The sequence below is a fragment of the Nocardioides cynanchi genome (genome assembly GCF_008761635.1).
In the GTDB taxonomy this organism is placed as follows: Bacteria; Actinomycetota; Actinomycetes; order Propionibacteriales; family Nocardioidaceae; genus Nocardioides; species Nocardioides cynanchi.
Genome location: NZ_CP044344.1, coordinates 50,360 through 76,325 on the forward strand (window position 1 = coordinate 50,360; position 25,966 = coordinate 76,325).

Annotated in this window: 34 protein-coding genes and 1 other RNA gene; 27 read left to right on the plus strand and 8 right to left on the minus strand. The window is 71.4% G+C overall.

Annotated elements, in window-relative coordinates:
- Positions 1-15 precede the first annotated feature (15 nt).
- The 5 genes from E3N83_RS00300 to ssrA all read left to right on the plus strand — a co-directional run bounded on the left by E3N83_RS00300 (position 16) and on the right by ssrA (position 3,717).
- The gene (locus E3N83_RS00300; protein WP_151081452.1) at positions 16-1,230 is read left to right on the plus strand and encodes a peptidoglycan DD-metalloendopeptidase family protein; all 1,215 of its coding nucleotides are present in this window, start codon (positions 16-18) and stop codon (positions 1,228-1,230) included.
- An 88-nt stretch (positions 1,231-1,318) separates the two neighbouring features.
- On the plus strand, positions 1,319-1,798 hold the full coding sequence (smpB, locus tag E3N83_RS00305; RefSeq protein WP_151081453.1) for an SsrA-binding protein SmpB: 480 nt from the start codon (positions 1,319-1,321) through the stop codon (positions 1,796-1,798).
- On the plus strand, positions 1,798-2,259 hold the full coding sequence (locus tag E3N83_RS00310; RefSeq protein WP_151081454.1) for a GNAT family N-acetyltransferase: 462 nt from the start codon (positions 1,798-1,800) through the stop codon (positions 2,257-2,259). Before smpB ends, E3N83_RS00310 begins: the two co-directional genes overlap by 1 nt.
- Positions 2,256-3,140: an amidohydrolase family protein gene (locus E3N83_RS00315; protein WP_238342993.1), complete on the plus strand. Its 885-nt coding sequence runs from the start codon at positions 2,256-2,258 to the stop codon at positions 3,138-3,140. The genes E3N83_RS00310 and E3N83_RS00315 overlap by 4 nt, the downstream gene beginning before the upstream one ends.
- 207 nt (positions 3,141-3,347) lie before the next feature.
- Positions 3,348-3,717, plus strand: a transfer-messenger RNA (tmRNA) gene (gene ssrA / locus E3N83_RS00320).
- 50 nt (positions 3,718-3,767) lie between these two features.
- On the opposite strand, the gene E3N83_RS00325 is transcribed toward ssrA, so the two are convergent.
- Positions 3,768-4,184: a hypothetical protein gene (locus E3N83_RS00325; RefSeq protein ID WP_151081456.1), complete on the minus strand. Its 417-nt coding sequence runs from the start codon at positions 4,182-4,184 to the stop codon at positions 3,768-3,770.
- Positions 4,185-4,292: 108 nt separating this feature from the next.
- Positions 4,293-4,925, minus strand: coding sequence for a TetR family transcriptional regulator (locus E3N83_RS00330; protein WP_151081457.1), 633 nt, complete (start codon positions 4,923-4,925; stop codon positions 4,293-4,295).
- A 63-nt stretch (positions 4,926-4,988) separates the two neighbouring features.
- On the opposite strand from E3N83_RS00330, the gene E3N83_RS00335 reads away from it, so the two are divergent.
- From E3N83_RS00335 to E3N83_RS00380, 10 genes are all read left to right on the plus strand, one after another.
- Complete coding sequence (locus E3N83_RS00335) at positions 4,989-5,471, plus strand: ester cyclase (RefSeq protein WP_151081458.1); 483 nt, start codon at positions 4,989-4,991, stop codon at positions 5,469-5,471.
- Positions 5,468-5,989 (plus strand): ester cyclase, encoded by a 522-nt coding sequence (locus E3N83_RS00340; protein ID WP_151081459.1) that lies wholly within the window; start codon positions 5,468-5,470, stop codon positions 5,987-5,989. The genes E3N83_RS00335 and E3N83_RS00340 overlap by 4 nt, the downstream gene beginning before the upstream one ends.
- A gap of 120 nt (positions 5,990-6,109) precedes the next feature.
- Positions 6,110-6,787, plus strand: a complete 678-nt coding sequence (locus E3N83_RS00345) for a TIGR00266 family protein (RefSeq protein WP_151081460.1) — start codon at positions 6,110-6,112, stop codon at positions 6,785-6,787.
- A gap of 115 nt (positions 6,788-6,902) precedes the next feature.
- The gene (locus E3N83_RS00350) at positions 6,903-7,571 is read left to right on the plus strand and encodes a phosphatase PAP2 family protein (protein ID WP_151081461.1); all 669 of its coding nucleotides are present in this window, start codon (positions 6,903-6,905) and stop codon (positions 7,569-7,571) included.
- Positions 7,572-7,646: 75 nt separating this feature from the next.
- Positions 7,647-8,072, plus strand: coding sequence for an HIT family protein (locus E3N83_RS00355; RefSeq protein WP_151081462.1), 426 nt, complete (start codon positions 7,647-7,649; stop codon positions 8,070-8,072).
- A gap of 37 nt (positions 8,073-8,109) precedes the next feature.
- Entirely contained in the window at positions 8,110-8,352 is a 243-nt protein-coding gene (locus tag E3N83_RS00360; RefSeq protein WP_151081463.1) for a helix-turn-helix domain-containing protein, read from the plus strand.
- A gap of 40 nt (positions 8,353-8,392) precedes the next feature.
- Positions 8,393-9,154, plus strand: coding sequence for a Clp protease N-terminal domain-containing protein (locus E3N83_RS00365; RefSeq protein WP_151081464.1), 762 nt, complete (start codon positions 8,393-8,395; stop codon positions 9,152-9,154).
- Positions 9,155-9,275: 121 nt separating this feature from the next.
- Positions 9,276-10,046 carry an SDR family NAD(P)-dependent oxidoreductase gene (locus tag E3N83_RS00370; RefSeq protein ID WP_151081465.1) on the plus strand — a complete coding sequence of 257 codons (771 nt, stop codon included), beginning with the start codon at positions 9,276-9,278 and terminating at the stop codon, positions 10,044-10,046.
- Complete coding sequence (locus tag E3N83_RS00375; RefSeq protein ID WP_151081466.1) at positions 10,039-10,545, plus strand: hypothetical protein; 507 nt, start codon at positions 10,039-10,041, stop codon at positions 10,543-10,545. Before E3N83_RS00370 ends, E3N83_RS00375 begins: the two co-directional genes overlap by 8 nt.
- A gap of 114 nt (positions 10,546-10,659) precedes the next feature.
- Positions 10,660-11,673: a DUF3048 domain-containing protein gene (locus E3N83_RS00380; RefSeq protein ID WP_191907890.1), complete on the plus strand. Its 1,014-nt coding sequence runs from the start codon at positions 10,660-10,662 to the stop codon at positions 11,671-11,673.
- On the opposite strand, the gene E3N83_RS00385 is transcribed toward E3N83_RS00380, so the two are convergent.
- A complete protein-coding gene (locus E3N83_RS00385; protein WP_151081468.1) occupies positions 11,660-12,355 on the minus strand; it encodes a TetR/AcrR family transcriptional regulator in 696 nt (231 codons plus the stop codon). The genes E3N83_RS00380 and E3N83_RS00385 overlap by 14 nt on opposite strands.
- A 153-nt stretch (positions 12,356-12,508) precedes the next feature.
- Here E3N83_RS00385 and E3N83_RS00390 point away from each other — a divergent pair, with 153 nt between their 5' ends.
- The 5 genes from E3N83_RS00390 to E3N83_RS00410 all read left to right on the plus strand — a co-directional run bounded on the left by E3N83_RS00390 (position 12,509) and on the right by E3N83_RS00410 (position 16,734).
- Entirely contained in the window at positions 12,509-13,042 is a 534-nt protein-coding gene (locus tag E3N83_RS00390; protein WP_151081469.1) for a hypothetical protein, read from the plus strand.
- Between the two features lie 24 nt (positions 13,043-13,066).
- The gene (locus E3N83_RS00395; RefSeq protein WP_151081470.1) at positions 13,067-13,636 is read left to right on the plus strand and encodes a YqgE/AlgH family protein; all 570 of its coding nucleotides are present in this window, start codon (positions 13,067-13,069) and stop codon (positions 13,634-13,636) included.
- Positions 13,637-13,650: 14 nt separating this feature from the next.
- Positions 13,651-13,929 carry a DUF3039 domain-containing protein gene (locus tag E3N83_RS00400; RefSeq protein WP_151081471.1) on the plus strand — a complete coding sequence of 93 codons (279 nt, stop codon included), beginning with the start codon at positions 13,651-13,653 and terminating at the stop codon, positions 13,927-13,929.
- Positions 13,926-15,707 (plus strand): DEAD/DEAH box helicase, encoded by a 1,782-nt coding sequence (locus E3N83_RS00405; RefSeq protein ID WP_238342994.1) that lies wholly within the window; start codon positions 13,926-13,928, stop codon positions 15,705-15,707. Before E3N83_RS00400 ends, E3N83_RS00405 begins: the two co-directional genes overlap by 4 nt.
- Before the next feature lie 112 nt (positions 15,708-15,819).
- Positions 15,820-16,734, plus strand: coding sequence for a bifunctional helix-turn-helix transcriptional regulator/GNAT family N-acetyltransferase (locus E3N83_RS00410; RefSeq protein WP_151081472.1), 915 nt, complete (start codon positions 15,820-15,822; stop codon positions 16,732-16,734).
- Positions 16,735-16,787: 53 nt separating this feature from the next.
- Here E3N83_RS00410 and E3N83_RS00415 read toward each other — a convergent pair whose 3' ends face one another.
- Positions 16,788-17,255, minus strand: coding sequence for an Lrp/AsnC family transcriptional regulator (locus E3N83_RS00415; protein WP_151081473.1), 468 nt, complete (start codon positions 17,253-17,255; stop codon positions 16,788-16,790).
- Positions 17,256-17,337: 82 nt separating this feature from the next.
- Here E3N83_RS00415 and hppD point away from each other — a divergent pair, with 82 nt between their 5' ends.
- Both hppD and E3N83_RS00425 read left to right on the plus strand, forming a co-directional pair.
- Positions 17,338-18,564, plus strand: coding sequence for a 4-hydroxyphenylpyruvate dioxygenase (gene hppD / locus E3N83_RS00420; RefSeq protein WP_151081474.1), 1,227 nt, complete (start codon positions 17,338-17,340; stop codon positions 18,562-18,564).
- Positions 18,565-19,047: 483 nt separating this feature from the next.
- On the plus strand, positions 19,048-20,856 hold the full coding sequence (locus tag E3N83_RS00425; RefSeq protein ID WP_151081475.1) for a bifunctional metallophosphatase/5'-nucleotidase: 1,809 nt from the start codon (positions 19,048-19,050) through the stop codon (positions 20,854-20,856).
- Here the strand turns inward: E3N83_RS00425 and E3N83_RS19680 are convergent.
- Positions 20,853-21,068 carry a hypothetical protein gene (locus E3N83_RS19680; protein ID WP_202879375.1) on the minus strand — a complete coding sequence of 72 codons (216 nt, stop codon included), beginning with the start codon at positions 21,066-21,068 and terminating at the stop codon, positions 20,853-20,855. The genes E3N83_RS00425 and E3N83_RS19680 overlap by 4 nt on opposite strands.
- On the minus strand, positions 20,999-21,271 hold the full coding sequence (locus tag E3N83_RS00430) for a hypothetical protein (RefSeq protein WP_202879283.1): 273 nt from the start codon (positions 21,269-21,271) through the stop codon (positions 20,999-21,001). Before E3N83_RS00430 ends, E3N83_RS19680 begins: the two co-directional genes overlap by 70 nt.
- Positions 21,272-21,331: 60 nt before the next feature.
- Between E3N83_RS00430 and E3N83_RS00435 the strand changes: the two genes are divergently transcribed.
- The 3 genes from E3N83_RS00435 to E3N83_RS00445 are packed head-to-tail and all read left to right on the plus strand — an operon-like array spanning position 21,332 to position 23,033.
- Positions 21,332-21,862: a DUF1697 domain-containing protein gene (locus E3N83_RS00435; protein ID WP_151081476.1), complete on the plus strand. Its 531-nt coding sequence runs from the start codon at positions 21,332-21,334 to the stop codon at positions 21,860-21,862.
- Positions 21,859-22,632, plus strand: a complete 774-nt coding sequence (locus E3N83_RS00440) for an enoyl-CoA hydratase (RefSeq protein ID WP_151081477.1) — start codon at positions 21,859-21,861, stop codon at positions 22,630-22,632. The genes E3N83_RS00435 and E3N83_RS00440 overlap by 4 nt, the downstream gene beginning before the upstream one ends.
- Positions 22,632-23,033 carry a nuclear transport factor 2 family protein gene (locus tag E3N83_RS00445; protein ID WP_151081478.1) on the plus strand — a complete coding sequence of 134 codons (402 nt, stop codon included), beginning with the start codon at positions 22,632-22,634 and terminating at the stop codon, positions 23,031-23,033. Before E3N83_RS00440 ends, E3N83_RS00445 begins: the two co-directional genes overlap by 1 nt.
- On the opposite strand, the gene E3N83_RS00450 is transcribed toward E3N83_RS00445, so the two are convergent.
- Positions 23,020-23,595, minus strand: coding sequence for an isochorismatase family protein (locus E3N83_RS00450; RefSeq protein ID WP_151081479.1), 576 nt, complete (start codon positions 23,593-23,595; stop codon positions 23,020-23,022). The genes E3N83_RS00445 and E3N83_RS00450 overlap by 14 nt on opposite strands.
- A 76-nt stretch (positions 23,596-23,671) precedes the next feature.
- Positions 23,672-24,955 carry a nicotinate phosphoribosyltransferase gene (locus tag E3N83_RS00455; RefSeq protein WP_151081480.1) on the minus strand — a complete coding sequence of 428 codons (1,284 nt, stop codon included), beginning with the start codon at positions 24,953-24,955 and terminating at the stop codon, positions 23,672-23,674.
- 50 nt (positions 24,956-25,005) lie between these two features.
- Here E3N83_RS00455 and clpS point away from each other — a divergent pair, with 50 nt between their 5' ends.
- Both clpS and E3N83_RS00465 read left to right on the plus strand, forming a co-directional pair.
- A complete protein-coding gene (clpS, locus tag E3N83_RS00460) occupies positions 25,006-25,299 on the plus strand; it encodes an ATP-dependent Clp protease adapter ClpS (protein ID WP_151081481.1) in 294 nt (97 codons plus the stop codon).
- Positions 25,300-25,348: 49 nt separating this feature from the next.
- Positions 25,349-25,930 (plus strand): DUF2017 domain-containing protein, encoded by a 582-nt coding sequence (locus tag E3N83_RS00465; RefSeq protein ID WP_151081482.1) that lies wholly within the window; start codon positions 25,349-25,351, stop codon positions 25,928-25,930.
- The last annotated feature ends 36 nt before the right edge of the window (positions 25,931-25,966 follow it).

Genomic DNA, 25,966 nt, shown 5'->3' on the forward strand with positions numbered 1-25,966 from the left:
ATCGGTGTGAGCGCGATGTCAGTCCCACTGTCGACCCCGTGGGCTCCCTGGGCCTCGGCCGACGTCAAGCACCTGCGTCACCAGCAGTCGCAGGCGCAGCACTCGGTCAAGCACGCGCAGGCCAGCCTCGAGGAGTCGAGCCGTCGTACCCGCGTGGCCTACGACGCCCTGGCGCGCTCGCGGGCCGACCTGCGCACCGCGCGTGCCGACCTCCAGGCCGCCCGCACCCACGTGCGGGCTGCCCGGGCCCGGCTCCACCAGGTGCAGCGCCAGCTCGACCGGGCCCGGGCCCGGCTCCAGGACGCCCGGACGCATCTGGCCGAGGGGAAGCAGGCGATGACCGACCAGCACGCCCAGCTGGTCAGCACCGTCACCTCGCTCTACGAGCAGGGTGACCCCCAGCTGGTCGGCTTCCTGTCGTTGATGAACGCGACCTCGCCGGCCGACCTGAGCGCCAAGTCGGCCAACAACAGTCTCGTGCTCGGCTCCCAGGACCACGCGCTCGACAGCCTGACCGCGACCAAGGTGCTGCTCCAGGTGCGCGAGACCGAGATGACCAAGGCCACCGCACTGGTAGCGAAGAAGAAGGGCCAGGCGCACGACAACCTGGTGCTCGAGCGCGGCTACAAGCAGCAGGCGCTCGCGGCCCGGATCCGGGTCCAGCGGTCGGTCCGGCACCGTGCCCACGCCCTGGCCGAGGCTCGGCGTGCCCATGCCCACGACCGGGCGGTGCTGGCTCGCTCCCGGGCTCGGGAGGCGCGCGTGCACCGCGCCCTGATGGCCGAGATCGCCCGTGAGCGGGCCCGGGGCGGTGGCTACCGCGGCCCGACCGGCGGCATCCTGCTGCGCCCCGTGAACGGCCCGATCACCTCGCCGTACGGCTACCGGATCAACCCGGTGATGGGCTACTACGGCCTGCACGACGGTGTCGACTTCGGGGCTGCCTGCGGGACCCCGATCTGGGCGGCCGGCGATGCCACCGTGCTGTCGGAGTACTACTCGTCGGTCTGGGGCAACCGGCTGTTCCTCAACCTCGGCCTGGTCAACGGCAAGAACGTCACCGTCATCTACAACCACCTGTCGGCCTACCGCAGCACCGTCGGCGAGCACGTCGGGCGCGGGCAGGTGGTCGGGCTGATCGGTACGACGGGCTGGTCGACCGGCTGCCACACCCACATGACCGTGATGGTCAACGGCGTCGCGGTGAACCCGGCCCCCTGGCTCGGCTGACGCGAGGCTCGTCGAAACCCGCCCGCTGGTCGAGCCTGTCGAGACCGATTGATTAGGGCGCTGCACACTGCCCTGAAACAATGGCCGGATGCCGAAGGAGCAGGGCCGCACGATGATCGCGCAGAACCGCAAGGCGCGACACGACTACCACGTCGAGGACACGTGGGAGGCCGGCCTCGTGCTCCAGGGCACCGAGGTCAAGTCGCTGCGGCAGGGCCGGGCCACGCTGGTCGACGGCTTCGCCGAGGTCGACGGTCACGAGGTCTGGCTGCACGGCGTCCACATCCCGGAGTACACGCAGGGCACCTGGACCAACCACGCCGCCCGCCGCCGCCGCAAGCTGCTGCTCAACAAGTCGGAGATCGCCAAGATCGAGCGCAAGATCACCGACAAGGGCTACACGCTGGTGCCGCTATCGCTCTACTTCAAGGACGGCCGCGCCAAGGTCGAGATCGCGCTGGCACGCGGCAAGAAGTCCTACGACAAGCGCCACGCCCTGGCCGACCGTCAGGCGGAGCGCGAGAAGCAGCAGGCGATCGGGCGTCGGGCCAAGGGCCTGCCGGACTGATGTCGGTCTCGGTCGTACGCCGTACCGACCCGGAGGCGGTCGGCGCGATCCTGGCGTCCCTGCCGGAGTGGTTCGGGATCCCGGAGGCCAACGCGTCGTACGTCGCCGACGCCGGCCGTCTCCCGTCGTACCTCGCCGTGGACGCCGACGACCCTGACGACGTGGTCGGGGTGGCGCTTCTCGCCGAGCACTTCCCCGGGTCCCGCGAGCTGCACCTGCTCGCCGTACGACGGGATCGGCACCGGGAGGGGATCGGGCGCGCGCTCGTCGGGGCGGTGGCCTCCGACCTGCGCGAGGCGGGGGTGCGGCTGCTCGAGGTGCACACCGTCGGCCCCTCCCACGAGTCCGCCGGCTACGCCGCGACCCGTGCGTTCTACCTCGCCCAGGACTTCGTGGCGTTGACCGAGCTCCAGCGCATCGACTGGGACGGCCCGACGCTGATCCTGGTCCGACCACTGTGAGCTCCACCCACGGTGCCGACCCGGTCGCCTTCGCGACGGGCCTGGGGCTGCCGGGGCTGTTCGACGTGCACACGCACTTCCTGCCGCCCCGGGTGATGGCCAAGGTGCGCGAGCAGTTCGACACCGCGGGGCCGCTGATCGGGCGGCCGTGGCCCCTGGAGTACCGCGGCGACGACGACGAGCTGGTCGCGACGCTGCGCGGCTTCGGGGTCCGGCGCTTCTCGGCCCTCGCCTACGCGCACCGGCCCGGGATGGCGGAGTTCCTCAACGACTGGTCGGCCGGCTTCGCCGCCCGCGTGCCGGACTGCCTGAGCAGCGCGACGTTCTACCCCGAGCCGGGAGCCGCGGCGTACGTCGCCCGGCGGATCGGCGCCGGCGCTCAGGTCTTCAAGCTTCACGTCCAGGTCGGCGCGTTCGACGTCCGCGACCCGCTGCTCGCCGAGACGTGGGGCGTGCTCGAGGACGCCGGCACCCCCGTCGTCATCCACGCCGGCTCAGGACCGGTGGGTACGCCGTACACCGGGCCGGGACCGGTCGCCGAGCTGCTCGCGAGGTTCCCGCGGCTGGCGCTGGTGATCGCCCACCTCGGTGCCCCCGAGTACGCAGACTTCCTGGCGCTCGCGGAGACCTACGAGCGGGTCTGCCTGGACACCACGATGGTGTTCACGCCGTTCTTCGACGAGCTCGGAGCGGCGTACCCGCCCGACCTGCTGCCGCGGCTGCGTGACCTGCAGTCCAAGGTGCTGCTGGGCTCGGACTTCCCGAACATCCCCTACCCCTACGCCGAGCAGCTGGCCGGCCTCCAGCGACTCGAGCTCGGCGACGCGTGGCTGCGCGCCGTCTGCTGGGACAACGGCGTCCGCCTCTTCGGCGGCCCCTAGCGCGGTGGTCGTGCGGCGGATCTCGGCGTTCGAGGGGGCGGATCTCGTCGGTCGAGGGGCGGATCTCGTCGGTCGACGGGGCGGATCTCGTCGGTCGAGCGGAGTCGAGACCACCAACTGGTTCGCGACGGTCGGCGCCGGCCCGTAGACTGGGAATGTTCGCAGGTCACACGCGTTGAGACCTGTGGACGGTTTCACAACTCAAGAGGGGCTGATCGGTTTCGACTTGGGACGTACGTTCCAGGGGAAGCGGGTCGAGGAGCCAGCGTCATCTCGTAAACGATCGCTGGAAACCTATAACTGCCAACAACACGCGCAGTAACTTCGCTCTCGCTGCCTGAGCAGTGACCGAAGGGTCTGACCGGGCATCTGCCTTCGTCCCGGATCCAGGCCTCATCTAGAAGGCTTGCTGGTCACTCTCTGTCAGGAGGGGTGACCGGGACTTCATCCTGACTGAGCCTGTCGGCGACGTGTCTGTGCGAGCGCCGGGGCCGAGAAAACGACATCACCGACTGCACCCGGAGAAGACCTGGCTCGACGCTCGAGGACGCGGGTTCGATTCCCGCCAGCTCCACGCATCGCGACGCCCCGGACGCCTCACGGCCTCCGGGGCGTCGCGCGCCCCGGCTACTTGCCCATGCCGGTCTCGACCGCGGCCTGCTTGAGGCTGGAGTCGAACTTCACCGTCACCTGGCTTCCGTCGCTCTGGGTGACGTGCACCTCGTACGCCGCGTCGCCGCTGTCGGTCTCGACGCGGTCGACGGTGCCGCCCGGGACCGCCTTCAGTGCAGCCGCCTCGAGCGTGGCCGCCTTGGCGCCCGTCACCAGGGTCTCCTCGGGTCCGTGACCGTTCGGCGTCGCGCCACGAGGAGCGCTTCCGGTGCCGCCCGTCATTCCCTGCGACGGAGCGGTTCCCGATGACGGGACGGACGACGATGACGACGAAGCGGTGGCGGCGCTGGCGTCCATCGAGCCGGCCACGATGCCGCCGGCGACGGCACCGCCCGCCAGCAGGGCCACCGACGCGATCCAGGTCTTCCTCATGAGTTTCCTTTCGCTGTGCGGCACCGACCGGCCGCGGGACGGTCAGGGTTGCCGCCACGTCTGGGCGGAAGGTGTCGGCGCACTGGCAGTCGCCTGTGGGCTGCGGGGCTACCCGTTGAGCACGTCGGTCAGCGACTCGACCAGCCACTCGGTGTAGTGCCGTCCCGACCAGCCCAGGGCCTCGAACTCGTAGAAGACGCTGGTGCTCGAGAGCACGAAGACCAGGTCGACGACCCGGGTCCGGCGGTTCCCGGTGATGCCGCAGGCGCGCACCAGGGCGACGCACACCTCGCGCCGACGGGCCCCGATGCTGAGGCGCCACGCAGCGAGCTCCGGGTCGGTCTGGGCTGCCTGAGCGAGTACGGCGAACAGTCGCCCGGCGCGCTCATGGACGGCCTGGCTCGATGCGGCGTACGCACGGACCCGGTCGTCGACCGAGAGATCCGGCGCCAGCATGCCCCGGAACACCTCGGCCTCGAGCTCCGGATCGTCGGCACCACCGGCGCCGACCGCCGCGACGAGCGCGGCCTGGAGGAGAGCCGGCTTGGGTCCGATCGACAGGTGCACGGCCTGTGGGCTGACCCCGGCACGGGCGGCGATCTGCGCGAGCGTCGTACCCGACCAGCCGGTCTCGGCGAAGCAGGCTGCTGCAGCAGCCGCCACCCGGGCCCGGGTGGCGGCAGCCTGCTCCGCACGCACGGTCGAGACGTAGCCGCGCGTCCGCGATTTTGCCTCGCCCATGGATTGAGTGTAGAACTTCTCAAATCACTTGATAGAGTATCAAGTGAAGTAGAAGGAGTGATCATGGGTGTGTTCGACAAGGACTTGGGTCAGGCGCAGGTGGGCGCGCTCGAGGTGATGCGGCGGATGTTCGACGAGGGCTTCGCCACCGGCCGAGGTGACGTGGTGGACGAGCTCTGCTCGCCCGACCTCGTGGACCACCAGTTCGGGCTGGCCGGGGTGGGCGAGCAGGCGCGGCAGCACGTCCGTGACGCGATGCGTGACGTGCACGGCGCCGTCCCCGACATCCGGTTCGAGATCGAGGACGCGGCGTTCGAGGACGACCTGATCTGGGTGCGGGTGCGAGCGCGGGGCACCGCGTCCGGGCCGTTCTTCGGGCCGCCCAGCGGACGGCCGGTGGACTTCACGGTGATCGACGTCGCCCGCGTCAGGGACGGGCAGATCGTCGAGCACTGGGGAGTGCCGGACCGGTTCGCGATGCTCGCCCAGACCGGCGTCCTGGACCGTCTGGCCGGCTCGGCGCCGGCCGGGACCGCGGCCCGATGAGCCGGGACACCGACCGGCTGGCGCAGACCGGCGCCCGGCTGGTCGAGCTGATCACCGGCGGCGACGCCGATGAGTTCGCCCAGGTGGTCCACCCGGACGGCGTGAACCTCGAGGCCGGCCACGAGCCTGCCGACGCACGCCGTCCCGGCCCGCAGGGCTTCCTGGCGACCTCCCGGTGGCTGCTCACGGCGTTCCCGGACCTGAGCGTCGAGATCCACCACGCGCTGGCGGTCGACGACCTCGTGGTCGTGCACAACACGATGCGGGGGACCCAGGCCGGCACCATGGTTTACTACCGCGAGGACCTCACGGTGGGAGAGGTGTTCCCGCCCAACGGCGGCTCGTTCGAGACCACCCAGTCCCACTGGATGCGGATGCGTGACGGGCTGGTGCTCGAGCACTGGGCCAACCGCGACGACCTGGGCATGGCTCGGCAGCTGCACTGGGTGCCGCCGACGCCGGCCTACCTGCTGCGCAGACGTGCCGCCCGTCGGGCGGTGGTCCGGCGGGCCGGCTGACCCGGCAGGCACGGGGGAGTGCCGGGCCGTGTCGCCCGGGCGCAGGCCGGCGCCCGGGCGACACGCGGTACCGCCTGCGTGACGCCGGAGCGGAGCTGCGACGCCCGTACTCTCGGTCCCATGCAGACCGAGATCATGTACGGGCCGGCGTACGCCGCGGCCAAGGTGACCCTGACCGCCGGCGAGAGCGTACGAGCCGAGTCGGGGGCGATGCTCGCGATGTCGCAGGGGCTCCAGATCGAGACCTCCACCCAGGGCGGGGTCCTGAAGGGACTGCGTCGCTCACTGCTCGGTGGCGAGTCGTTCTTCATGAACACCTTCACCGCGGCCAGCGACGGCGCCGAGCTGTGGCTGGCGCCCACGCTGCCGGGCGACGTCGTCTCGTGGCCCGTCCAGGGCACGCTGTTCGTGGCCTCGGGCTCGTTCCTCGCCTCGTCCGCCGGCGTCGACGTCGACTCCAACTGGGGCGGCTCGAAGACCTTCTTCTCGCGTGAGGGCCTGTTCATGCTCCGGGTCAGCGGCCAGGGCGACGTGGTGCTCTCCAGCTACGGCGCCATCCACTACATCGACCTCCAGCAGGGACAGACCTACACGGTCGACACCGGCCACATGGTCGCCTGGACCGAGAGCATCACCTACGCCGTCCGCAAGGTCGGCGGGTGGAAGTCGACGCTGCTCTCCGGGGAGGGCCTCGTCTGTGACCTGACCGGCCCGGGCCGGATCTACCTCCAGACGCGCAGCCAGGACGACTTCCTCGGCTGGCTGATCCCGCAGCTTCCGACGAACAACAGCAACTGACGCCCGAGGGTCCGTTCGGCGGCGATCACGCGCCCCAGCGCCGAACCACATAGTTTGCTGTGAAGGTCCTGAGGAGCGGGGTACGACGAGGCGCAGCACGGGTACGGTCCCGTCCGTGGAGTCCCGAGCGGTCGACAGCCGAGCCGGGGCACCCGCGAGCGATCTGCGGCCCACGGCGCCGTGGTGGCGTCGTCCCGGTGCTCGGTCCCTCGCACTCCTCGGAGCCTTCGCCGTGCTCACCGCGACGGTCGAGCTCTCGTGGTGGCGCGTACTCGACCACACCCTCAACGACTGGGCCGCCGCGCACCGGGTGATGACGTTGTGGCGCGCGGGCAAGGTGATCTTCGACGTGGCCACCCCGGAGGTCGCGCTGCCGATCACTCTCGTGCTCGGCGCGCTGGTGGCGTGGCGGCGGCGACGGTGGCAGATCCTGGGAGACGCGGCGGTCCGGGTCGGTCTCGTCGTGGCGGCGGTCCTGGTGCTCAAGCCCCTGATCGCCGCGCCCGGTCCCACGCGGAACTCCATGGGCCCCCACGGCGGAGCCTTCCCGTCCGGTCACACCACCTCGACCGTGGTCTGCGTGGCGCTGGTCCTCGCCTGGGCCGGCCGTCCGCGCAGCGTGACCGGCCGGGTTGCGGTCGACGCCGCCGTCGTCGCGGTCGTGGGCGTGACCGTGATCTACCTGAGCTACCACTACCTGAGCGACGTCGTGGGCGGCGTCGTGCTCGGCACGCTGATCGCAACCGCGCCCCTCCCGTTCCTCCGGCGCCGCGACGACGTCTAGCCCGACCCTCGGGAGCCGGCGCCCGACCCGAGCGGCGCACGGGCCCTGAGGTCCCGGACGTCCTAGCGTGGGGCCATGGACTGCGTCTTCTGCTCGATCATCACCGGTGAGATCCCGGGTGCGATCGTCCTCGACGAGCCCGACTTCGTGGCGTTCCTCGACGTCCGTCCCCTGTTCAAGGGGCACACGCTGCTCGTCCCGCGGACCCATGTCGAGACGCTGCTCGACCTCCCGACCGAGCTGCGGGACGGCCTCCTCGAAGCCACGCAGCGGCTCGCGCGTGCCGTGGTCGACGGGCTGGGCGCCCAAGGCAGCTTCGTGGCGATGAACAACGTGGTCAGCCAGTCGGTCCCGCACCTGCACCAGCACGTCGTACCCCGTACGAAGGGTGACGGCCTGCGTGGCTTCTTCTGGCCGCGCACGCGGTACGACGACGGGGAGGCGGAGGAGTACGCCGCTCGGCTACGGGTGGCGCTGGGCGCGGGTGAGGCGTCAACCTGAGTTGACAACCTCAAGTGTGTCAGGTTTACTTGACGGAGTGAACGTCGCCGACCGACCCGCAGCCGCCGAGCTCGACGAGCTCTCCCGGACCGCGGCCCATCGAGACCCCGCACAGGGACTCGCCGCAGTCCGTGCCCTCCGCGCCCTTGCTGACCGCCTCGAGGCGGTGCAGGTGCGCAACGCGCGAGAGCAGGGCTGGAGCTGGCAGGCGATCGCGGACGTGCTGCAGATCAGCCGTCAGGCCGTTCACCAGAAGCACTCCCGCGACTCCGACCGTTGAGCCGCGGGACCACTCCCTTCCCAGCCTCAAGGAGCACCACGTGTACAGCCGATTCGACACCGAAGCCAGGATCGCCGTCGCCCAGGCGACCGATCTCGCCCGCGAGCTCGGGCACAGCCAGGTCGGTCCCGACCACCTGCTGCTGGGCCTGCTCGCCAACATGAGGGGCACGGCGTACGCCGCCCTCACCGACCACGGTCTGCGGCTCGACGCCGCGCATTACCTCGTGGTCACCCAGCACGCCGCCACCACGCCCACGGCGGCCACCGCGGCCGACCGTCCGGAGGGCGGGTCCGACGAGACCGACCGGCTCGCCGAGGACCGCGAGGCCCTGCGCGCCATCGGCATCGACCTCGACCGCGTCACCGAGGCCGTCCGGGCCAACCTCGGCGCCGACCTCGTCGAGGGCTGGGGCTCCCGGTCCGGGCGTGGTCGCCCCGAGCGCCGCGGACGCGGACGACGCCACCACGACCACCACGACCACCACGACCACCAGGGTGACCAGGAGGGTCGCGAGCGGGACCAGGCCGAGGACCTCGAGCGGGAGCGTCCGCGCGGACGCGGCCGTCGGGGACCGCGCAGCCGCCGCGACGACGGCCCGCGCTTCTCGCCGGCCCTGCGCGACCTCCTGCACGACGTCCGTCGGGCCCCGGCGCGCGAGGCGATGACCGGCCGGCGGCTGGCGCTGGCCCTGCTCGACTCCGAGGACGCCGGCGTGCGCGGCGTGCTCGCCACCGCCACCGACCTCGACGGGCTCCGGGCCCGGCTCGAGGCGGCCGACGTGGTCGCGCCGACCGCCTGACCCGTCGACGGTGGGGGCGCCGGCTCCCACCGTCGGTCGCCTCCCACGAGGGCTCTACAGTGGCCGATGGTCGCGCCGCGCGCGGCCGGCCAGTGCACGGTACAACCCAGGAGGAGTCACGATGGGTCGCTTCGACGGGCGGGTCGCCGTCGTCACCGGAGCCGCACGCGGCATCGGGTTCGGGATCGCCAGCCGCTTCGCCGCCGAGGGGGCCTCGGTGGCCGTCCTCGACCTCGACGAGGCCTCCGCCGCCGAGTCGGCCGGCCGCCTCGAAGCCGGCGGCGGCACCCAGCAGCACCTCGGGATCGCCTGCGACGTCAGCGACTCGGCGTCGGTGCAGGCCGCGGTCGACCGGGTGGTCGCCGAGCTCGGCGCACTGCACATCCTGGTCAACAACGCCGGCGTCACCCGCGACAACCTGCTCTTCAAGATGACCGACGACGACTGGGACCTCGTGATGGGCGTGCACCTGCGCGGTGCCTTCCTGATGACCCGGGCCGCGCAGAAGCACTTCGTCGAGCAGAAGTACGGCAAGGTGATCTGCCTCTCGAGTGTCTCCGCCCTGGGCAACCGCGGCCAGGCCAACTACGCGGCCGCGAAGATGGGGATCCAGGGCTTCGTGCGCACACTCGGCATCGAGCTCGGCCCGTTCGGGGTCACCGCGAACGCGATCGCGCCCGGCTTCATCGCCACCGACATGACCGACGCCACGGCGGCCCGGGTGGGCATGCCGGTCGAGGAGTTCCGCAAGGCGGCGGCCGATCGCAACCCGGTGCGGCGCGTCGGCTTCCCCGAGGACATCGCAGCCGCCGCGGCATTCCTGTGCAGCGACGAGGCGTCGTACATCACCGGCCAGACGCTGTACGTCGACGGGGGCGCCAAGCTTGTCTGAGCCGGTCGCCCGGCCCCGTGGCCGGCCCTACGGCTTCAAGCCGTTCCACCTGGTGGTCGGCGCGGTCGTCGCGTGCTTCTGGGTCGGGCTGGCCGCCTTCGTGCTCACCCACGGCCGCGGGGACCCGTCGGCGGTGGACGTCTACTCCGAGCTGCCCGCCGACTTCACCGCACACCTCCAGGCCCAGGGGGTGCAGTACCAAGGGCTCTCGTCTGTCGACGCCGCCACGACGCAGCGCGTGCTCTCCCAGCCGCTCGGCGGTGGCGTGACGTCCACAGGGTCGAGCGCGATCGTGCTGCGCACGGCGCTGACCGACAAGGGCGGCAGCCAGGGCTCCACGGCGTACACCGACCAGGCGGCCCTGATGGTCGTCGTCCCCGACGTGCAGTCCGGCGGGGGCTCGGGATCCTCGGTCTACGTGGCGTTCCTGGACCCGGTCACCTTCAAGATCCTGACCTCGCTCACGTACGACGCCGCGGCGCCGAGCTCGAGCGGGTGAGGTTGGTCATAGCCACGGCGTGGCCTTCGCGATCTGCTTGGCCGGGTCGTCCACACTGGACCGAACCGTAGAGCCCGTCCCGTCCCCGTCCCACCCCCCGATGGAGAGTTCCTCGTGCGACGCATCGCCCTGTCCCTGTCCGCCCTCACCGCGACCAGCCTGCTGCTGACCGCCTGTGGCGGCTCGTCCAGCTCGAGCCCGGACGCCAGCAACCCCGACTCCCTGGCCGGCGGTCAGACGCTCACGCAGTACTGGCCGCTGACCGGCCTGAAGGTGCCGTCCAACCAGTCAGCCACCCTCGACCACCCGGTCCTGGTGACCAAGATGGACAACACCCTGTCCAGCTCGCCGCAGGTCGGGCTGAGCAAGGCGGACATGGTCGTCGAGGAGCTCGTCGAGGGTGGTCTGACGCGGCTCGCGGCGTTCTTCTACTCCGACATCCCCACCAACGTGGGCCCGGTGCGCTCGATGCGGGCCAGCGACATCGACATCGTCTCGCCGGTGCACCCCTCGATCGTCACCAGCGGTGCTGCGGCCAAGACCATCGCCCTGATCCACGGGGCCTCGATCCCGTTCTTCGGTGAGAGCGCCAAGGGCATGTACCGCTCGTCGACGCGGACGGCGCCGTACAACCTGTTCGTGCATCTCAACGAGGTCGCCACGGCGGCCAAGCTCAAGAAGGCGGCGACGCCGCCCGACTACTTCAGCTGGGGCACGGAGAAGGACTTCCCGAAGGGGCCGAAGGCCGCCTCGATCACTGCTCAGTTCTCCGGTGGGCACAGCACGCAGTGGACCTACACCAACGGCAGCTACCACAACGACAACAGCAACGCCCCGGCCGGCGACCAGTTCCCGGCCACCACGGTGCTGGTGCTGCGGGTCAAGGAGGGCCTCGCCGGCTACCTCGACCCGGCGGGCAACCCCGTGCCGCAGACGCTGCTGACCGGCAAGGGCAAGGCGATGGTCTTCCACGACGGCCGGATGGTCGCCGCGACCTGGCACAAGGGCAAGGCCGCGTCGCCGATCACGTTCACGACCCGCAAGGGCCAGCTGAAGGTGCCGGCCGGTCACACCTGGGTCGAGCTGGTGCCGATCAACGGCGGCAACGTCACCTTCACGAAGAAGTAGCCTCCAGCGAGCCGGAGCCGAGCTCCACGCCCTGCTCGGCGAGGGCGCGCAGGCCCGAGAGGATGAAGGTGATCGCGACCTCCACCCGCTCGGCCTCGGCGTCGGCGTCCTCCGACGTCGAGACGCTCGTGCCCGACGACGACATCGCCCCGAAGAAGATCCGGGCGAAGGTGTGCTGCAGCTGAGGGTCGAGATCCCACTCGCCCGCCCGCAGCACCGCGCCGACGATGTCGAGCACGTAGGCGAACGTCGACCGTTCCTCCTGCTCCCGGAACCGCTCGTAGCCCAGCACGGACGGGCCGTCCTGGATCACGATCCGGCTGTACGACGGCTGCCGGACCACCTCGAGGAAGGCGTGCAGACCGGACAGCGCCTTCTGCCAGGGGTCCTGGTGACCCGTCAGCGCCTGCTGGATGGAGGCCGCGCCGGCCGACTCGACGCGTTCGAAGACCGCCTCGAACAGCGCCTGCTTGCCGGAGTAGTGGTGGTACAGCGCACCCTTGGTCACCCTGGCCTCGGCGACGATCGCGTCCAGCGACGTGGCGGCGTAGCCGTGCTCGGTGAACAGTCCCTGCGCGGCGTCGACCAGGGCCCGCCTCGTCGAGGCGGAGTACTGCGCCCGGCGGCTCGTCCCGGGCAGTGACGGGACCTTGGGCGCCAGCCGGCGCGCGCTCTTGGTCATCGGCGCAGTCTAGAGGCCGGGGGAGTGGGCTGGGTCACACGCCCCGCCTTTGCATACCGCTGGTTCTTTGCATACTCTGAGTACGTACCAATGGTATGTGAGTCGAGAGCGGGATCGATCGATCCCCTCGACCACCGACGAGAGGGGCAGGCCATGACCTGGACCACCTTCCACCACCGCGGAGACGTGCTCCGCGCCGTGACAGCGACCGCCGACGAGCGACGCGACGGCCTCCTGCCGATGGACGTCGACGGCGTCCTCGAGACCTTCGGCGACGAGCTCAGCCTGCTCGGCGCCCTCCAGCTGCGCTGGCACACCCGCCTGTCGGGGCAGATCGAGCGCGAGCTCCTGCAGCGGCCGCTCGACCTCGAGGCGGCGGTGATCGCTGCCTGGCACGCGGCGGCGGACGAGCTGCCCGGGACCCGCGCCATCCTGGACCACTACCGGGAAGAGCCGCGCGACGAGCAGATGGCCTTCGTGATGGCCACCTCGGAGGCCAAGGAGCGGGTGCTGCTCGCCGCGATGGCCGGGCGGGCCGGCGTGGACACCGCGGCGACGGCGACCGCCGGCCAGGCGCTCGAGGAGCGGGCCCGGCAGAGCTGGGCGCCGACCACGACTCCGGCCGAGGTCACCGGGCACCGCGGTCCCGGGCTGCTCGGCCGGATCCGGGCGTACGTCGCGGCCTGACCGCCAGGCGGGCAGAATGGACGGATGGGCGAGACCAGGGCCGAGATCCGAGCGGGGATGCTGCTGCTGGCATCGCCCGAGCTGGTCGACCCGAACTTCGCCGACACCGTCGTGCTCCTGCTCGACGCCGACGAGGACGGCGCGATGGGCGTCGTCCTCAACCGGCCGTCCCCGGTCCCGGTGATCTCGGTCCTGGCCGACTGGGGCGACCTCGTCGCGGAGCCCGAGGTCCTCTTCCGTGGCGGCCCGGTCTCGCCGGAGGGGGCGCTCGCGGTCGCCCTGGTCCACGACCCGGCGGTGGTGCCGCCGGGGCTGAGACCGGTGACCGACCGGCTCGCGATCGTCGACCTCGACGCTTCTGCCGACGACCTCGACGCGGCCGTCGAGGGCATGCGGATCTTCGCCGGGTACGCCGGCTGGGGGGCCGGCCAGCTGGAGGGTGAGGTCGACGGCGGCGACTGGTACGTCGTACCCGCGCTGGCACCGGACGCCTTCCGTGCCGACCAGTCGACCCTCTGGCGCGAGGTGATGCGACGCCAGCCCGGAGAGCTGGCGTGGCACATGAACCGGCCGGTCGATCCCGAGCTCAACTGACGTAGGCTGGCCGGGTGCCTCAGATCGGATTCTCGACCGGAACCGCCGTCGACGAGCGGATCGAGGAGCGCACGGTCCCGACCGACGACGGTGACCACGAGCGCTTCAGCCACTACGTCGACAAGCACAAGCTGACCGAGGCGATGGTGATGGGCACCCCGGTGGTGGCCCTGTGCGGCAAGGTCTGGGTGCCGAGCCGGGCGCCGGAGAAGTTCCCGGTGTGTCCGGAGTGCCAGGAGATCTGGGGCGAGATGAAGCCCGGCGGCGGGGACTCCGGGGACTCGACCGAGTGAGCGGGCGGCACCTGCCCGGTCCCGCCGTCCCGCCTTCACCCGCACTCACTCCGGCCTGGCCGGAGCGCGCGGCCTGGGGCACGGCTCCGCTGCTGCGGGCCTGGCAGACGGCGGCGCTGACCGACTACGTCGCGCGGGCACCCCGCGACTTCCTCGCCGTCGCCACACCCGGGGCCGGCAAGACCACCTTCGCGCTGTCCGCGGCCGCCGAGCTGCTGGGGCGCCGGATCGTGGACCGGGTCGTCGTGGTCGCTCCGACCGAGCACCTCAAGCTGCAGTGGGCCGAGGCCGGTGCCCGGGCCGGCGTACCGCTCGACCCGACCTACTCCGCGGGCTCCGGCAAGACGTCGGCCGACTACGTCGGCGTCGCGGTGACCTACGCCGGGGTGTCGGTCAACCCCCTGGCGATGCGGATCCGCACCGAGCGCTTCAAGACCCTGGTGATCCTCGACGAGGTGCACCACGCCGGCGACGCGCTCTCGTGGGGCGAGGCCGTGCGCGAGGCGTTCGAGCCCGCGACCCGTCGGCTGGCCCTGACCGGCACGCCGTTCCGCTCCGACGTCAACCCGATCCCGTTCGTCACCTACGCGCCGGGCAGCGACGGGATCCCGCGGTCGGTGGCCGACTTCACCTACGGCTACGGGCACGCCCTGGCCGACCACGTCGTCCGCCCGGTGCTGTTCCTGGCCTACTCCGGCGAGCTCAGCTGGCGGACCCGTGCCGGCGACGAGATCGCCGCCCGGCTGGGCGAGCCGCTGACCAAGGACCTGACCGCGCAGGCCCTGCGCACCGCGCTCGACCCCACGGGGGAGTGGATCCCGTCGGTGCTGGCCGCGGCCGACCGCCGGCTCACGGAGGTACGACGACACGTGCCCGACGCGGGTGGGCTGGTGATCGCCACCGACCAGGACTCGGCCCGCGCCTACGCCGCTCTGCTGAAGCGGGTCAGCGGCGAGTCGCCCACCGTGGTGCTGTCCGACGAGAAGACCGGCTCCAAGAAGATCGCCGCGTTCACCGACTCCGACGCACGCTGGATGGTCGCGGTCCGGATGGTCAGCGAGGGCGTCGACATCCCGCGGCTGGCAGTCGGTGTCTACGCCACGAGCACCGCGACCCCGCTGTTCTTCGCGCAGGCAGTCGGGCGCTTCGTCCGGGCCCGGGCCCGGGGCGAGACAGCCTCGATCTTCGTGCCCTCGATCCCCAACCTGCTCGGCTTCGCCGCCGAGATGGAGCTCGAGCGCGACCACGTGCTCGGCCGCCGGATCACCGACGAGGACGACCTCTACGCCGCCGAGCAGGAACTCCTCGCCCGCGCGAACGCCGACGTCGGGGCCTCCGACGAGCTGGAGGGGTCGTTCGAGGCGCTCGGCTCGGAGGCGCGCTTTGACCGGGTGGTCTACGACGGTGGCGAGTTCGGGCACGAGGGCGTCGTGCACGTCGGGTCGGAGGAGGAGATGGACTTCCTCGGCATCCCGGGGCTGCTCGACCACGAGCAGGTGCGCGAGCTGCTGCACCACCGCCAGCGTTCACGTCGTACGACGTCGGCCGAGGCGGCTCCCGAGCGCGAGCTGTCGACCCACGAGCAGCTGGCGATCCTGCGCCGCGAGCTCAACGGGCTGGTCGCGGCGTGGCACCACCGCACCGGGCAGGCCCACGGGATCACCCACTCCGCCCTGCGCAAGGAGCTCGGCGGACCCGCCGCCGCGATCGCCAACGCCGAGCAGCTCCACGCCCGGATCAACCGCCTCCGCGAGTGGGCCTCCCGCCCCACCGGCTGACGCTTCCTCTCCCGATAGTCCGTGACGAACGGCAGGTCGGTCGAGCGTTTTCGCCTGCGAATGGTCACGGACTATCCTTCCGTCGTCCCAGATCTCTGACTATGGTCAGAGAATGCAGACCGAGCTGGATCCGGCGATCGAGACGCTGCGGAGGTTCAACCGGGCGTGGAGCCAGCGGGTCGGCGCGCTGGAGGACTCCTTCCTCGGCACCGGCCGCTCGCTGGGCGCGTCACGGCTGCTGTTCGAGATGGGGGTCGAGGGGGCCGGCGTGCTCGATCTGCGTCGCCGGCTCGGGCTCGACTCCGGCTACCTCAGCCGGCTCCTGCGGGGGCTCGAGGAGGAGGGGCTGATCGCTGTCCGCCGCGACCCTGCCGACCGGCGCCGCCGCGTCGTCGTACCCACGGCGTCGGGGCGCCGGGCGATCGCCCGGCTCGAGGAGCGGTCGGAGCGTCGGGCGCTCGAGCTGGTCGGGCCGCTCGGGCCCTCCCAGCGCCGGCGCCTGACCGAGGCGCTGGGCACCGCCGGGCGCCTGGTCCGGGCCGCGACGATGACGTGCGAGGACGTGCCGGCGGGCTCGCCGGACGCTGTCGACGCCGTACGCCGCTACTTCGCCGAGCTGGACGAGCGCATTCCCGGGGGGTTCGACCCCGGTGACGCCGCGACCTCCGACGTGGCCGGCCTGGCGCCGCCGTACGGCGTGTTCGTGGTCGGCCGGATCGACGGCGAGGTGATGGCCTGCGGGGGAGTCCAGCGGCACTCGCGCACCATCGGCGAGATCAAGCGGATGTGGATCTCCCCGGAATGGCGTGGCTGCGGGCTCGGTGGCCGGATGCTCTCGGAGCTCGAGGGGCGGGCGCGCGGGCTGGGCTACCGCTCGGTCCACCTCGACACCAACGGAACGCTGGTGGAGGCGATCGCGATGTACGAGCGCGCCGGCTACCGCGCCATCGAGCGCTACAACGACAACCCGTACGCGCAGGCCTGGTTCACCAAGCCCCTGCCACGTCGTACCCCCACCCAGGGATAGTCCGGCACGCCAGGCACCTCAGGACGGTCCTGGAAGGTGCCAGGCGTGCCGGACTATCCCGAGTGGGCCAGGGGGAGCACCCGGTAGGGGATCTGGGTGGCCAGGGCGATCACCGTGGAGCTGCGGACGATCGCCGGGTCCTTGAGCACGAGGTCGATCACCCGCTGCAGGTCGGAGTTGGAGCGCGCCACCACGCGCGCCCAGAGGTCTCCGGCGCCGGTGATCGTATGCGCCTCGAGCACCTCGGGGATGGTCGCCAGGTGCCGGGCGACGGCGTCGTGGCCGCCGTGCTCCGCGCTGTCCTGCCGGATCTCGAGGGTCAGGAAGGCCGTGACCGGGAAGCCGAGGGCCTCGGGCGAGAGTTCCGGACCCCAGCCGGTGATCACCCCGGCGCCGCTGAGCTTGTCGAGGCGGGCCTGGACGGTGCCGCGGGCCACGCCGAGCCTCCGGCTCGCCTCGAGCACCCCGATCCGGGGATCGGTGACGAACAAGCCGAGCAAACTGCGGTCAAGATCATCCATCTGGGGCTCCTCGGCTGGACAGATTGCGCGACGATTCGCCGTACTGTTGCGCAGGTTGTCATCGCCGGGCAAGGTGTGGCGCATGACGACCACCCACAACACCCCGTCCACCGGTGGCGCCCTCACCGCCGACGAGCTCAAGGCCGACCTGACCCTGGAGCAGCTGCAGCAACTGGTCGGCCTGGTGGAGTACGACGCGTCCAGCGACCCGTTCCCGGTCACCGCGATGGACTACGTCGGCTTCGTCGTCGGCAACGCCACCCAGACCGCGCAGTTCTACCAGCTGGCGCTCGGCATGGACCTCGAGGCCTACTCCGGGCCGGAGACCGGCAGCCGCGACCGCAAGTCCTACGTGCTCCGCTCCGGCAGCGCGCGCTTCGTCTTCACCGGTGGCGTGACCCCCGACAGCCCGGTCCTCGACCACCACCGCGCGCACGGCGACGGTGTCGTCGACATCGCGATCGAGGTGCCCGACGTCGACCAGTGCATCGCCCACGCCCGCTCGACGGGCGCCACGATCCTCGACGAGCCGCACGACGTGACCGACGAGCACGGCACGGTCCGGATCGCCGCCATCGCGACGTACGGCGAGACCCGGCACACCCTGGTCGACCGTTCGTCGTACGACGGCCCCTTCCTGCCCGGGTACGTCGCGTCCACCACGAAGGTGACCCGGCGCGAGGGCCACCCCAAGCGGCTGTTCCAGGCGATCGACCACTGCGTGGGCAACGTCGAGCTCGGCCGGATGGACGAGTGGGTGGAGTTCTACAACAAGGTCATGGGCTTCACGAACATGGCGGAGTTCATCGGCGACGACATCGCCACCGACTACTCCGCGCTGATGTCGAAGGTGGTGGCGAGCGGCAACCACCGGGTCAAGTTCCCGCTCAACGAGCCGGCGATCGCGAAGAAGAAGTCGCAGATCGACGAGTACCTCGAGTTCTACGACGGCGCCGGCTGTCAGCACATCGCGCTGGCCACCGGAGACATCCTGCGCACCGTCGACATCCTGCGCGACAACGGGATCGAGTTCCTCGACACCCCCGACGCCTACTACGACGACCCCGAGCTCCGGGCCCGGATCGGCGAGGTGCGGGTGCCGATCGAGGAGCTGAAGAAGCGGGCCATCCTGGTCGACCGCGACGAGGACGGCTACCTGCTCCAGATCTTCACCAAGCCGATGGGCGACCGACCGACGGTCTTCTACGAGTTCATCGAGCGGCACGGCTCGCTGGGCTTCGGCAAGGGCAACTTCAAGGCGCTCTTCGAGTCGATCGAGCGCGAGCAGGAGCTCCGCGGCAACCTCTGACCGATTTCCGCTGAGCCGTCATGTGACGACTCGGCGGCCTGCGGCTGCTTGTTTGCGCCGACTCGGCGTACTGCAGCTGCTCGCTTGCGCCGACTCAGCGCCCTACGGACGCCTGTTTGCGCCGACTCAGCGGTCTGCGGGCGCCACTTCGCGCCGAGTCGGCGGGGTGTGGCTGTCTGTTTGCGCCGACTCGGGGAGGGGGGCGCCGTCGCAGCAGTTGGCCTTCATGTGGCAGTGCGGGCACAGCCATCTGGTGGAGATGGGGTCGAACTCGACGCCGCAGTAGTCGCAGGGCACGACGTCGACGGTACGACGCCGCACCGACGCCGGCGCCGTCCCACGCCGCGGTGTGCACGAGGCGCGCCCTCCGGCAGGAGGCGTCGGCCGCGCCGGTGAACACCGGGTGACGGTCCGGCGTACCCGCTTGACGGGGGCCGCCCGTCGTCCGGTAGACAGTGACCCCACTCTCGGAAGGGTTCTCGGATGTCTTCAGCTGCCCCCACGCGTCGCGGTGTGCTCACCGGCGCCGCCGCCCTCGCTGCCGCCGGCTATGCCGCGTCGCCTGCCTCCGCAGCCTCCGGTCACGGCGGCCACAGCACGCGGCTGACGATTCTCGGCACCACCGACCTGCACGGCAACGTCTTCGACTGGGACTACTACAAGAACACCGTGTACGACGACGCCGCGCACAACGACATCGGCATCGCCAAGGTGCAGACGCTGATCAAGGCGCAGCGCGCCCGCCTGGCCGGACAGCCGCTGCTGATGCTCGACGCCGGTGACACGATCCAGGGCACGCCGCTCGCGTACTACTACGCCAAGGTCGAGCCGATCACGTCCGGCGGCACCCACCCGATGGCCACAGCCATGAACCTGGTCGGGTACGACGCGGCGGCGCTGGGCAACCACGAGTTCAACTACGGCATCCCGCTGCTGCGCACGTACGCCTCGCAGCTCAACTTCCCGTTGCTCGGTGCGAACGCGGTCGACCCCGTGACCAAGCTGCCGGTGTTCACGCCGTACCTCGTCAAGACGGTCCGGATGCCCGAGGGCCCGGACCTCAAGGTCGGCATCCTGGGGCTGACCAACCCCGGCATCGCGATCTGGGACCGCGACAACGTCGCGGGCCGGATCGAGTTCCCGGGCCTGGTCGAGCAGGCGACGGTCTTCGTGCCGAAACTGAAGAAGCTGGGTTGCGACGTGGTCGTCGTCGCCGCGCACTCCGGCGCCGTCACGTCGTCGTCGTACGGCGATGCGTTGCCCTACCCGGAGAACGCCTCGTCGCTGGTCGCCGCGAAGGTGCCCGACATCGACGCGATCCTGGTCGGCCACGCCCACGTGGACATCCCGCAGAAGCTGGTCACCAACGAGCAGACCGGGCGTCCCGTGCTGCTGTGCGAGCCCGACTTCTGGGGGATGCGGCTGGCGGTGATGGAGCTCGACCTGGTCCGGCACGGCAACCGCTGGTCGGTGGCCTCGGCGAGCTCGCAGACGCTGAACTCCAACGAGGCGCTCGAGGACCCCGAGGTGGCCGCCTCGGTGCGCACCCAGCACGACAAGGTCGTCGCCTACGTCAACACCGTGATCGGCACCTCCACCCAGGCGATGTCGGCCGCACGCGCGCCGGTCGAGGACGTCCCGATCATCGACTTCGTCAACTACGTCCAGGCGGCCGCGGTCAAGCAGGGCCTGACCGGCTCGGACGCGTCGCTGCCCGTGCTCTCGATCGCAGCGCCGTTCAACCGCAGCGCGTCGTTCCCGGCCGGCGAGGTGAGCCGGCGCGACGTGGCCGGCCTCTACATCTACGACAACTTCCTGTTCGCCGTGAAGGTGACCGGGCAGCAGGTCAAGGACTACCTCGAGTACTCCATGCGCTACTTCCGGCAGGTCCCCGGGCCCGGCAGCTACTCGATGGACCAGGTGACCAACGCGCCGTCCCAGGGCGTGCCGATCCCCGACTACAACTTCGACACGATCGCCGGGCTCGACGCCCGACTGAGCTACGACGTCGACCTCGCCCAGCCGGTCGGCTCCCGCATCATCGGCCTGGCCTACGGCGGCAACCCGGTGACGCCCGCGCAGGAGTTCGCCCTCGCGGTCAACAACTACCGGCAGAGCGGCGGTGGCGGCTTCCCGGCGGTGAGCACCGCGCCGGTGCTCTACAGCAACTCCACCGACATCCGGCAGCTGCTGATCGACTGGGTCGGGGCGCACCACACGATCGACCCGACGCAGTTCGCCTCGGTGGACTGGCGGCTGGTGGCGAACGGGCAGCCGCTCACGATCACCTAGGGCTGCTCGGCCATCACGTCGCGGAGCACGGCCACCGCGGCCGCGACCTCGTCGGCGGTGTGACCGGTGCGCGCCAGGCGCTCCGCGACGACCGCACCGTTGTCACGTCGCGCGTCGACCAGGCGCTTCCGGCCCGCCACGGTCAGCCGCACCACCGAGCGACGTGCGTCGTCGGGGTCGGCCGCCTTGGCGACCAGGCCCTGCTCCTCCAGATGGCGTACGGCGCCGGAGACGGTCGGCTGCGAGGAACGCGGTCGACCTCGGCCAGGGCGGTGACCCCCTGCGGGCCCAGCTCGTCGAGGAGCGCGAGGATCCGGATGCCGGCCGGATGTCCGACCCGACGGCGGATCGCCCGCACCAGCCGCGCGGCGTACACGACGAGCTCGCCGCTCTGCTTCTCCAGGTCGCTGGGCACCGGGGAAGCCTACATAGGCGACCGATGGACCGGCCCCACCGCGAACGGCAGGATGGGCGCATGCCTACGTACATCGCGTTCCTCCGTGCGATCAACGTCGGGAAGCGGATGTTCGCCAAGGCCGCCATCGTGGAGGCCTGCGAGGCCGCCGGGTGCACCGACGTCGAGACCTACATCAACACCGGCAACGTCCGGGTCACGACGCCGTTGCGCAGCCGGGCCAAGGTGGAGGCCGCCCTGGAGAAGGCGTTCCGCAGTGCGGCGGGCTTCGAGGTGCCGACCATCGTCTTCACGCCCCGGGAGCTGAGCCGGGTCGCCGCCGACGCCGACGAGCTCGCCGAGGGTCACGACGGCCTGCGCTACGTCTCGCTGCTGAAGGACGCCCCCACCGCGGCTGCGGTCCGCAAGCTCGACGGAGCCGGCAAGGAGGGTGAGCGGGCCGAGGTGCGCGGTCGCGCGGCGCACCTGCTGCTCGGCGACGACTACCACTCCGCCAAGCTCGACAACGCGGTCGTGGAGAAGCATCTGGGCGTGGCGACCAACCGCAACGTGAAGGTGGTCCGCACCCTCGCCGAGAAGTGGGGCGGATGACCACGACGCTGGGAGTGACGCGCTCCGACGGCGTGCTCACCCTGACCCTGGACCGGCCGGACCAGCTCAACGCGCTGACCGACGAGCTCTCCGACGCCGTCGCCCACGAGCTCGAGCAGGCGGCGTCGTACGACGACCTGCGCGTCGTGCTGCTCCGTGGCGCGGGTCGAGCCTTCTGCGCCGGCGCCGACATCTCGGCGCCGGACGGCCCGATGCAGCTCGACGTGCGGGCTCTGGACCGGGCCAACCGGATCGTACGCGCGATCACCCGACTCGACCGGCCGGTGGTGGCCGGCGTCCACGGCGTCGCGGCCGGCGTGGGCTGCTCGATCGCGCTGGCCAGCGACCTGTGCGTGGCCTCGGAGTCGGCGTCGTTCCTGCTGGCCTTCACCCGGATCGGGCTGATGCCGGACGGCGGCTCGAGCGCCACCGTCGCCTCGTCGATCGGCCGGGCCCGGGCGATGCGGATGGCGTTGCTGGCCGAGCCGTTGACCGGTCGTGAGGCCTACGACGCCGGGCTGGTCAGCCACCTGGCCGAGGACGACGCCTTCGAGACGGTGCTGTCCGAGGTGGCGGGCCGGCTGGCAGCCGCGGCCCCGCTCGCGTTGGCCGCCACCAAGCGCGCGGTCAACGCGGCGTCGCTCCGAGGACTCGACGACGCGCTGGAGCGCGAGCGCACCGGGCAGACGATGCTGTTGCGGACCGCCGACGCGGCGGAGGGGATGCGGGCGTTCGCCGAGCGCCGCCGCCCGGAGTTCGAGGGGGAGTGATGGAGCAGCTGCGCAGGGCCCTGGAGACCAAGGACGCCGCCGCCGTCGAGGCGCTGCTCGCCGAGGACGTGGTGTTCCGCAGCCCGGCGCTGTTCAAGCCGTACGCCGGCCGGGCAGCCACGATGGTCTTCCTGCGGGCGGCGATGGAGACCTTCGAGGACTTCCGCTACGTGCGGACCTTCATCGAGGACTCCTCCTCCGGGAGCCGGGGGCACGTGCTGATGTTCACCGCGTCCGTGGGTGGCCGAGAGCTCGAGGGCGCGGACTTCGTGACCGTGGACGAAGTGGGCCTGGTCAGCGAGTTCCGGGTGATGATCCGGCCGATGAGCGGGCTGGTCGCCCTGGCCGAGGCGATGGCGCCGCGGGTCGCCGGGCCCCTCGCCGACCTCAGTCGAGGGTGACGCCGGCCCCGGCCAGCTCGACGAGCGCCGCCTCGGTCGTCTCGGCCGCGACACCGGCGCACAGGGCGGTCAGCACATGGGTCTCGAACCCCTCCGCCTGCGCGTCGAGGGCGGTGGCCCGGACGCAGTGGTCGGTGGCGATCCCGCACACGTCGACCTGCTCGACCCCGCGCCGGCGCAGCCACTCGGCGAGGCCGTCCCCACCCGTCGTACGGCCCTCGAAGCCGGAGTAGGCCGCTGCGTGCTCGCCCTTGAGGAAGATCGCGTCGAAGGGTTGCGGATCGAGGTTGGGGTGGAACGCCTCGCCGTCGGTCCCGACCTTGCAGTGCACCGGCCACGAGTCCACGAAGTCGGGCTCCCGCGCCCAGTGGGCGCCCGGGTCGACGTGGTGGTCCTTGGTGGCCACGACGTGGTCGTACGCCGGGGCGTCAGGCCCCTGCCGGGTCCAGAGGTGCAGGAGCTCGCCGATGTCGCTGGCCACCCGGGCGCCACCGGTCACCGGCAGCGAGCCGCCCTCGCAGAAGTCGTTCTGCACGTCCACGACGATCAGCGCGCGGGTCATGGGTCGAGATTATCGGGGCCGCTCGTGCGGCGGTGACGCGGAGTGGACGGGCTGCCCCGGGGTCCTCCGGGCCCGCTCAGACGTGGAGGGTCGGGATCACCGGCTCGCCGCGGGACATCTGCTGGGCCGCCGGGGGCAGCTCGGCGCGGGCCGCATGGTGGCGGTCCCGGGCGGCGTCGAGGGTTTCGCGACCGACGACCTCGCCACCCCGCACCAGCGGCACGAGCAGCGACCGGTCGTCTCCGTCGTCGATCGGCGCCTCGCCGATGCCGACCACCTCGGCCTCGGCCACCCCGGCGGCGCTGCGGCGACGCAGGGCGTACTTGCGGCCCCCGATCGAGATCTTGTCCGTGCTCCGCTTGGCCACCGAGACCATCGCGCCGTCGTCGCCCTCCCGGGAGACCAGCTTGTAGACGAAGCCGCAGGTCGGGTGGCCCGAGCCGGTCACCAGCTGCGTGCCGACGCCGTACGCGTCGACCGGCGCCGAGGCCAGCGCCGCGATCGCGAACTCGTCGAGGTCGCTGGTCACCACGATCCGGGTCGAGGTCGCCCCGAGGGAGTCCAGCTGCCGTCGCACCTGATGGGCCAGTTCGCCGAGGTCACCGGAGTCGAGGCGTACGGCGCCCAGTGAGGTGCCGGCGATCTCGACGCCGAGCCGCACCGCCTCGCGGATGTCGTAGGTGTCGACGAGCAGCGTGGTGCCCTCACCGAGGGAGGTGACCTGCGCCCGGAACGCGTCGGCCTCGGTGTCGTGGAGGAGGGTGAAGCTGTGTGCGCTGGTGCCGGCCGTGGGTACGCCGTACCGCTGACGGGCCGCGAGGTTGGAGCTGGTCGCGAAGCCGGCGACGTACGCGGCCCTGGCCGCGGCGACCGCAGCCTCCTCGTGCGTCCGGCGCGACCCCATCTCGATGCAGGGGCGGTCGCCGGCCACGCTGGTCATCCGCGATGCCGCCGAGGCGATCGCCGAGTCGTGGTTGTAGATCGAGAGCAGCAGCGTCTCCAGCAACACCGCCTCGGCGAACGTGCCCTCGACCACCAGCAGCGGCGAGTACGGCAGGTACACCTCACCCTCGGCGTAGCCCCAGACGTCGCCGGTGAACCGGTGCGACGCCAGCCATTCACGGGTGCGCTCGTCGACGACGTCGCGCAGCGCTTCGAGCACCTCGTCGTCGAAGCGGAAGCGCTCCAGCGCGTCGAGCGCCCGGCCGACGCCGGCCACGACGCCGTACCGACGGCCCTCCGGGAGGCGGCGGGGGAACAGCTCGAACACCGACCGGCGCTGCGCCGTCCCGGAGCCGAGGGCCGCCTGGAGCATGGTCAGCTCGTAGTGGTCGGTGAGCAACGCGGTCGAGGCGGGCACGCGCCCAGCGTAGGGCCGGGGCGACGTCCCGGCTGTGCCACCATGGCCCCATGGCGACCACGAGCCCGGTCGAGGTCGAGCCTGACCTCACCCCCGACGAGATCACCTTGGTCTCCAAGCCCTGGGTGACCATCGTCTGGAACGACCCGGTGAACCTGATGAGCTATGTGACCTACGTGTTCCGCACCTACTTCGGCTACGACAAGAAGAAGGCCGAGAAGCTGATGCTCGAGGTGCACCACGACGGCAGGTCGGTGGTCAGCAACGGCTCCCGCGAGGAGATGGAGCGCGACGTCCAGGCCATGCACGAGTACGGCCTGTGGGCCACCCTGGAACGCCAGTGAACACAGCACCAGATCGCTCGCTGCGCTCTCGCTCCGGCGGGGACCCCGGATGAGCGGCTTCACGCGGCACCGGCGGAGCGGTCACCTGATCGCCACGTTCTCCGGCTTCGAGGCCGACCTGCTGCGCTCCCTGGCCTCCCAGCTGGTCGAGCTCCTCCGCAACGAGGCCGCCGTACCCCACGAGCACGCCGATCCGCTGGAGGCCATGCTCAGCTTCGACGGGCCGACCACCGAGCCCGAGGACCCCGTGCTGGCCCGTCTCTTCCCGACGGCGTACGGCGAGGACGACGAGGCGGCCTCCGAGTTCCGCCGGTTCACCGAGGGCGCCCTGCGCGACGGCAAGGCGGCGGGCGCAGCCTTCGTCATCGACTCCCTGGAGGAGGCGGGGCTGCCCGCCGAGCTGGGAGAGGAGCGGCTGGTGATCGACGTCGAGCTCGACGAGCCGGGCGCCCTGACCTGGCTGAAGTCGTTCACCGACCTCCGGCTGGCCCTGGCCACGCGCCTGGAGGTCGTCGAGGGTGACGAGGCCTATTGGGACGCCCTGCCCGACGACGATCCGCGGGCTCAGGCGCACGACATCTACGAGTGGATCGGGGCGCTCCAGGAGACCCTGGTCGACGCCCTGGGGTAGTCCGACGGCGTACTTGTGGTCTGGCCCGACTCCGTG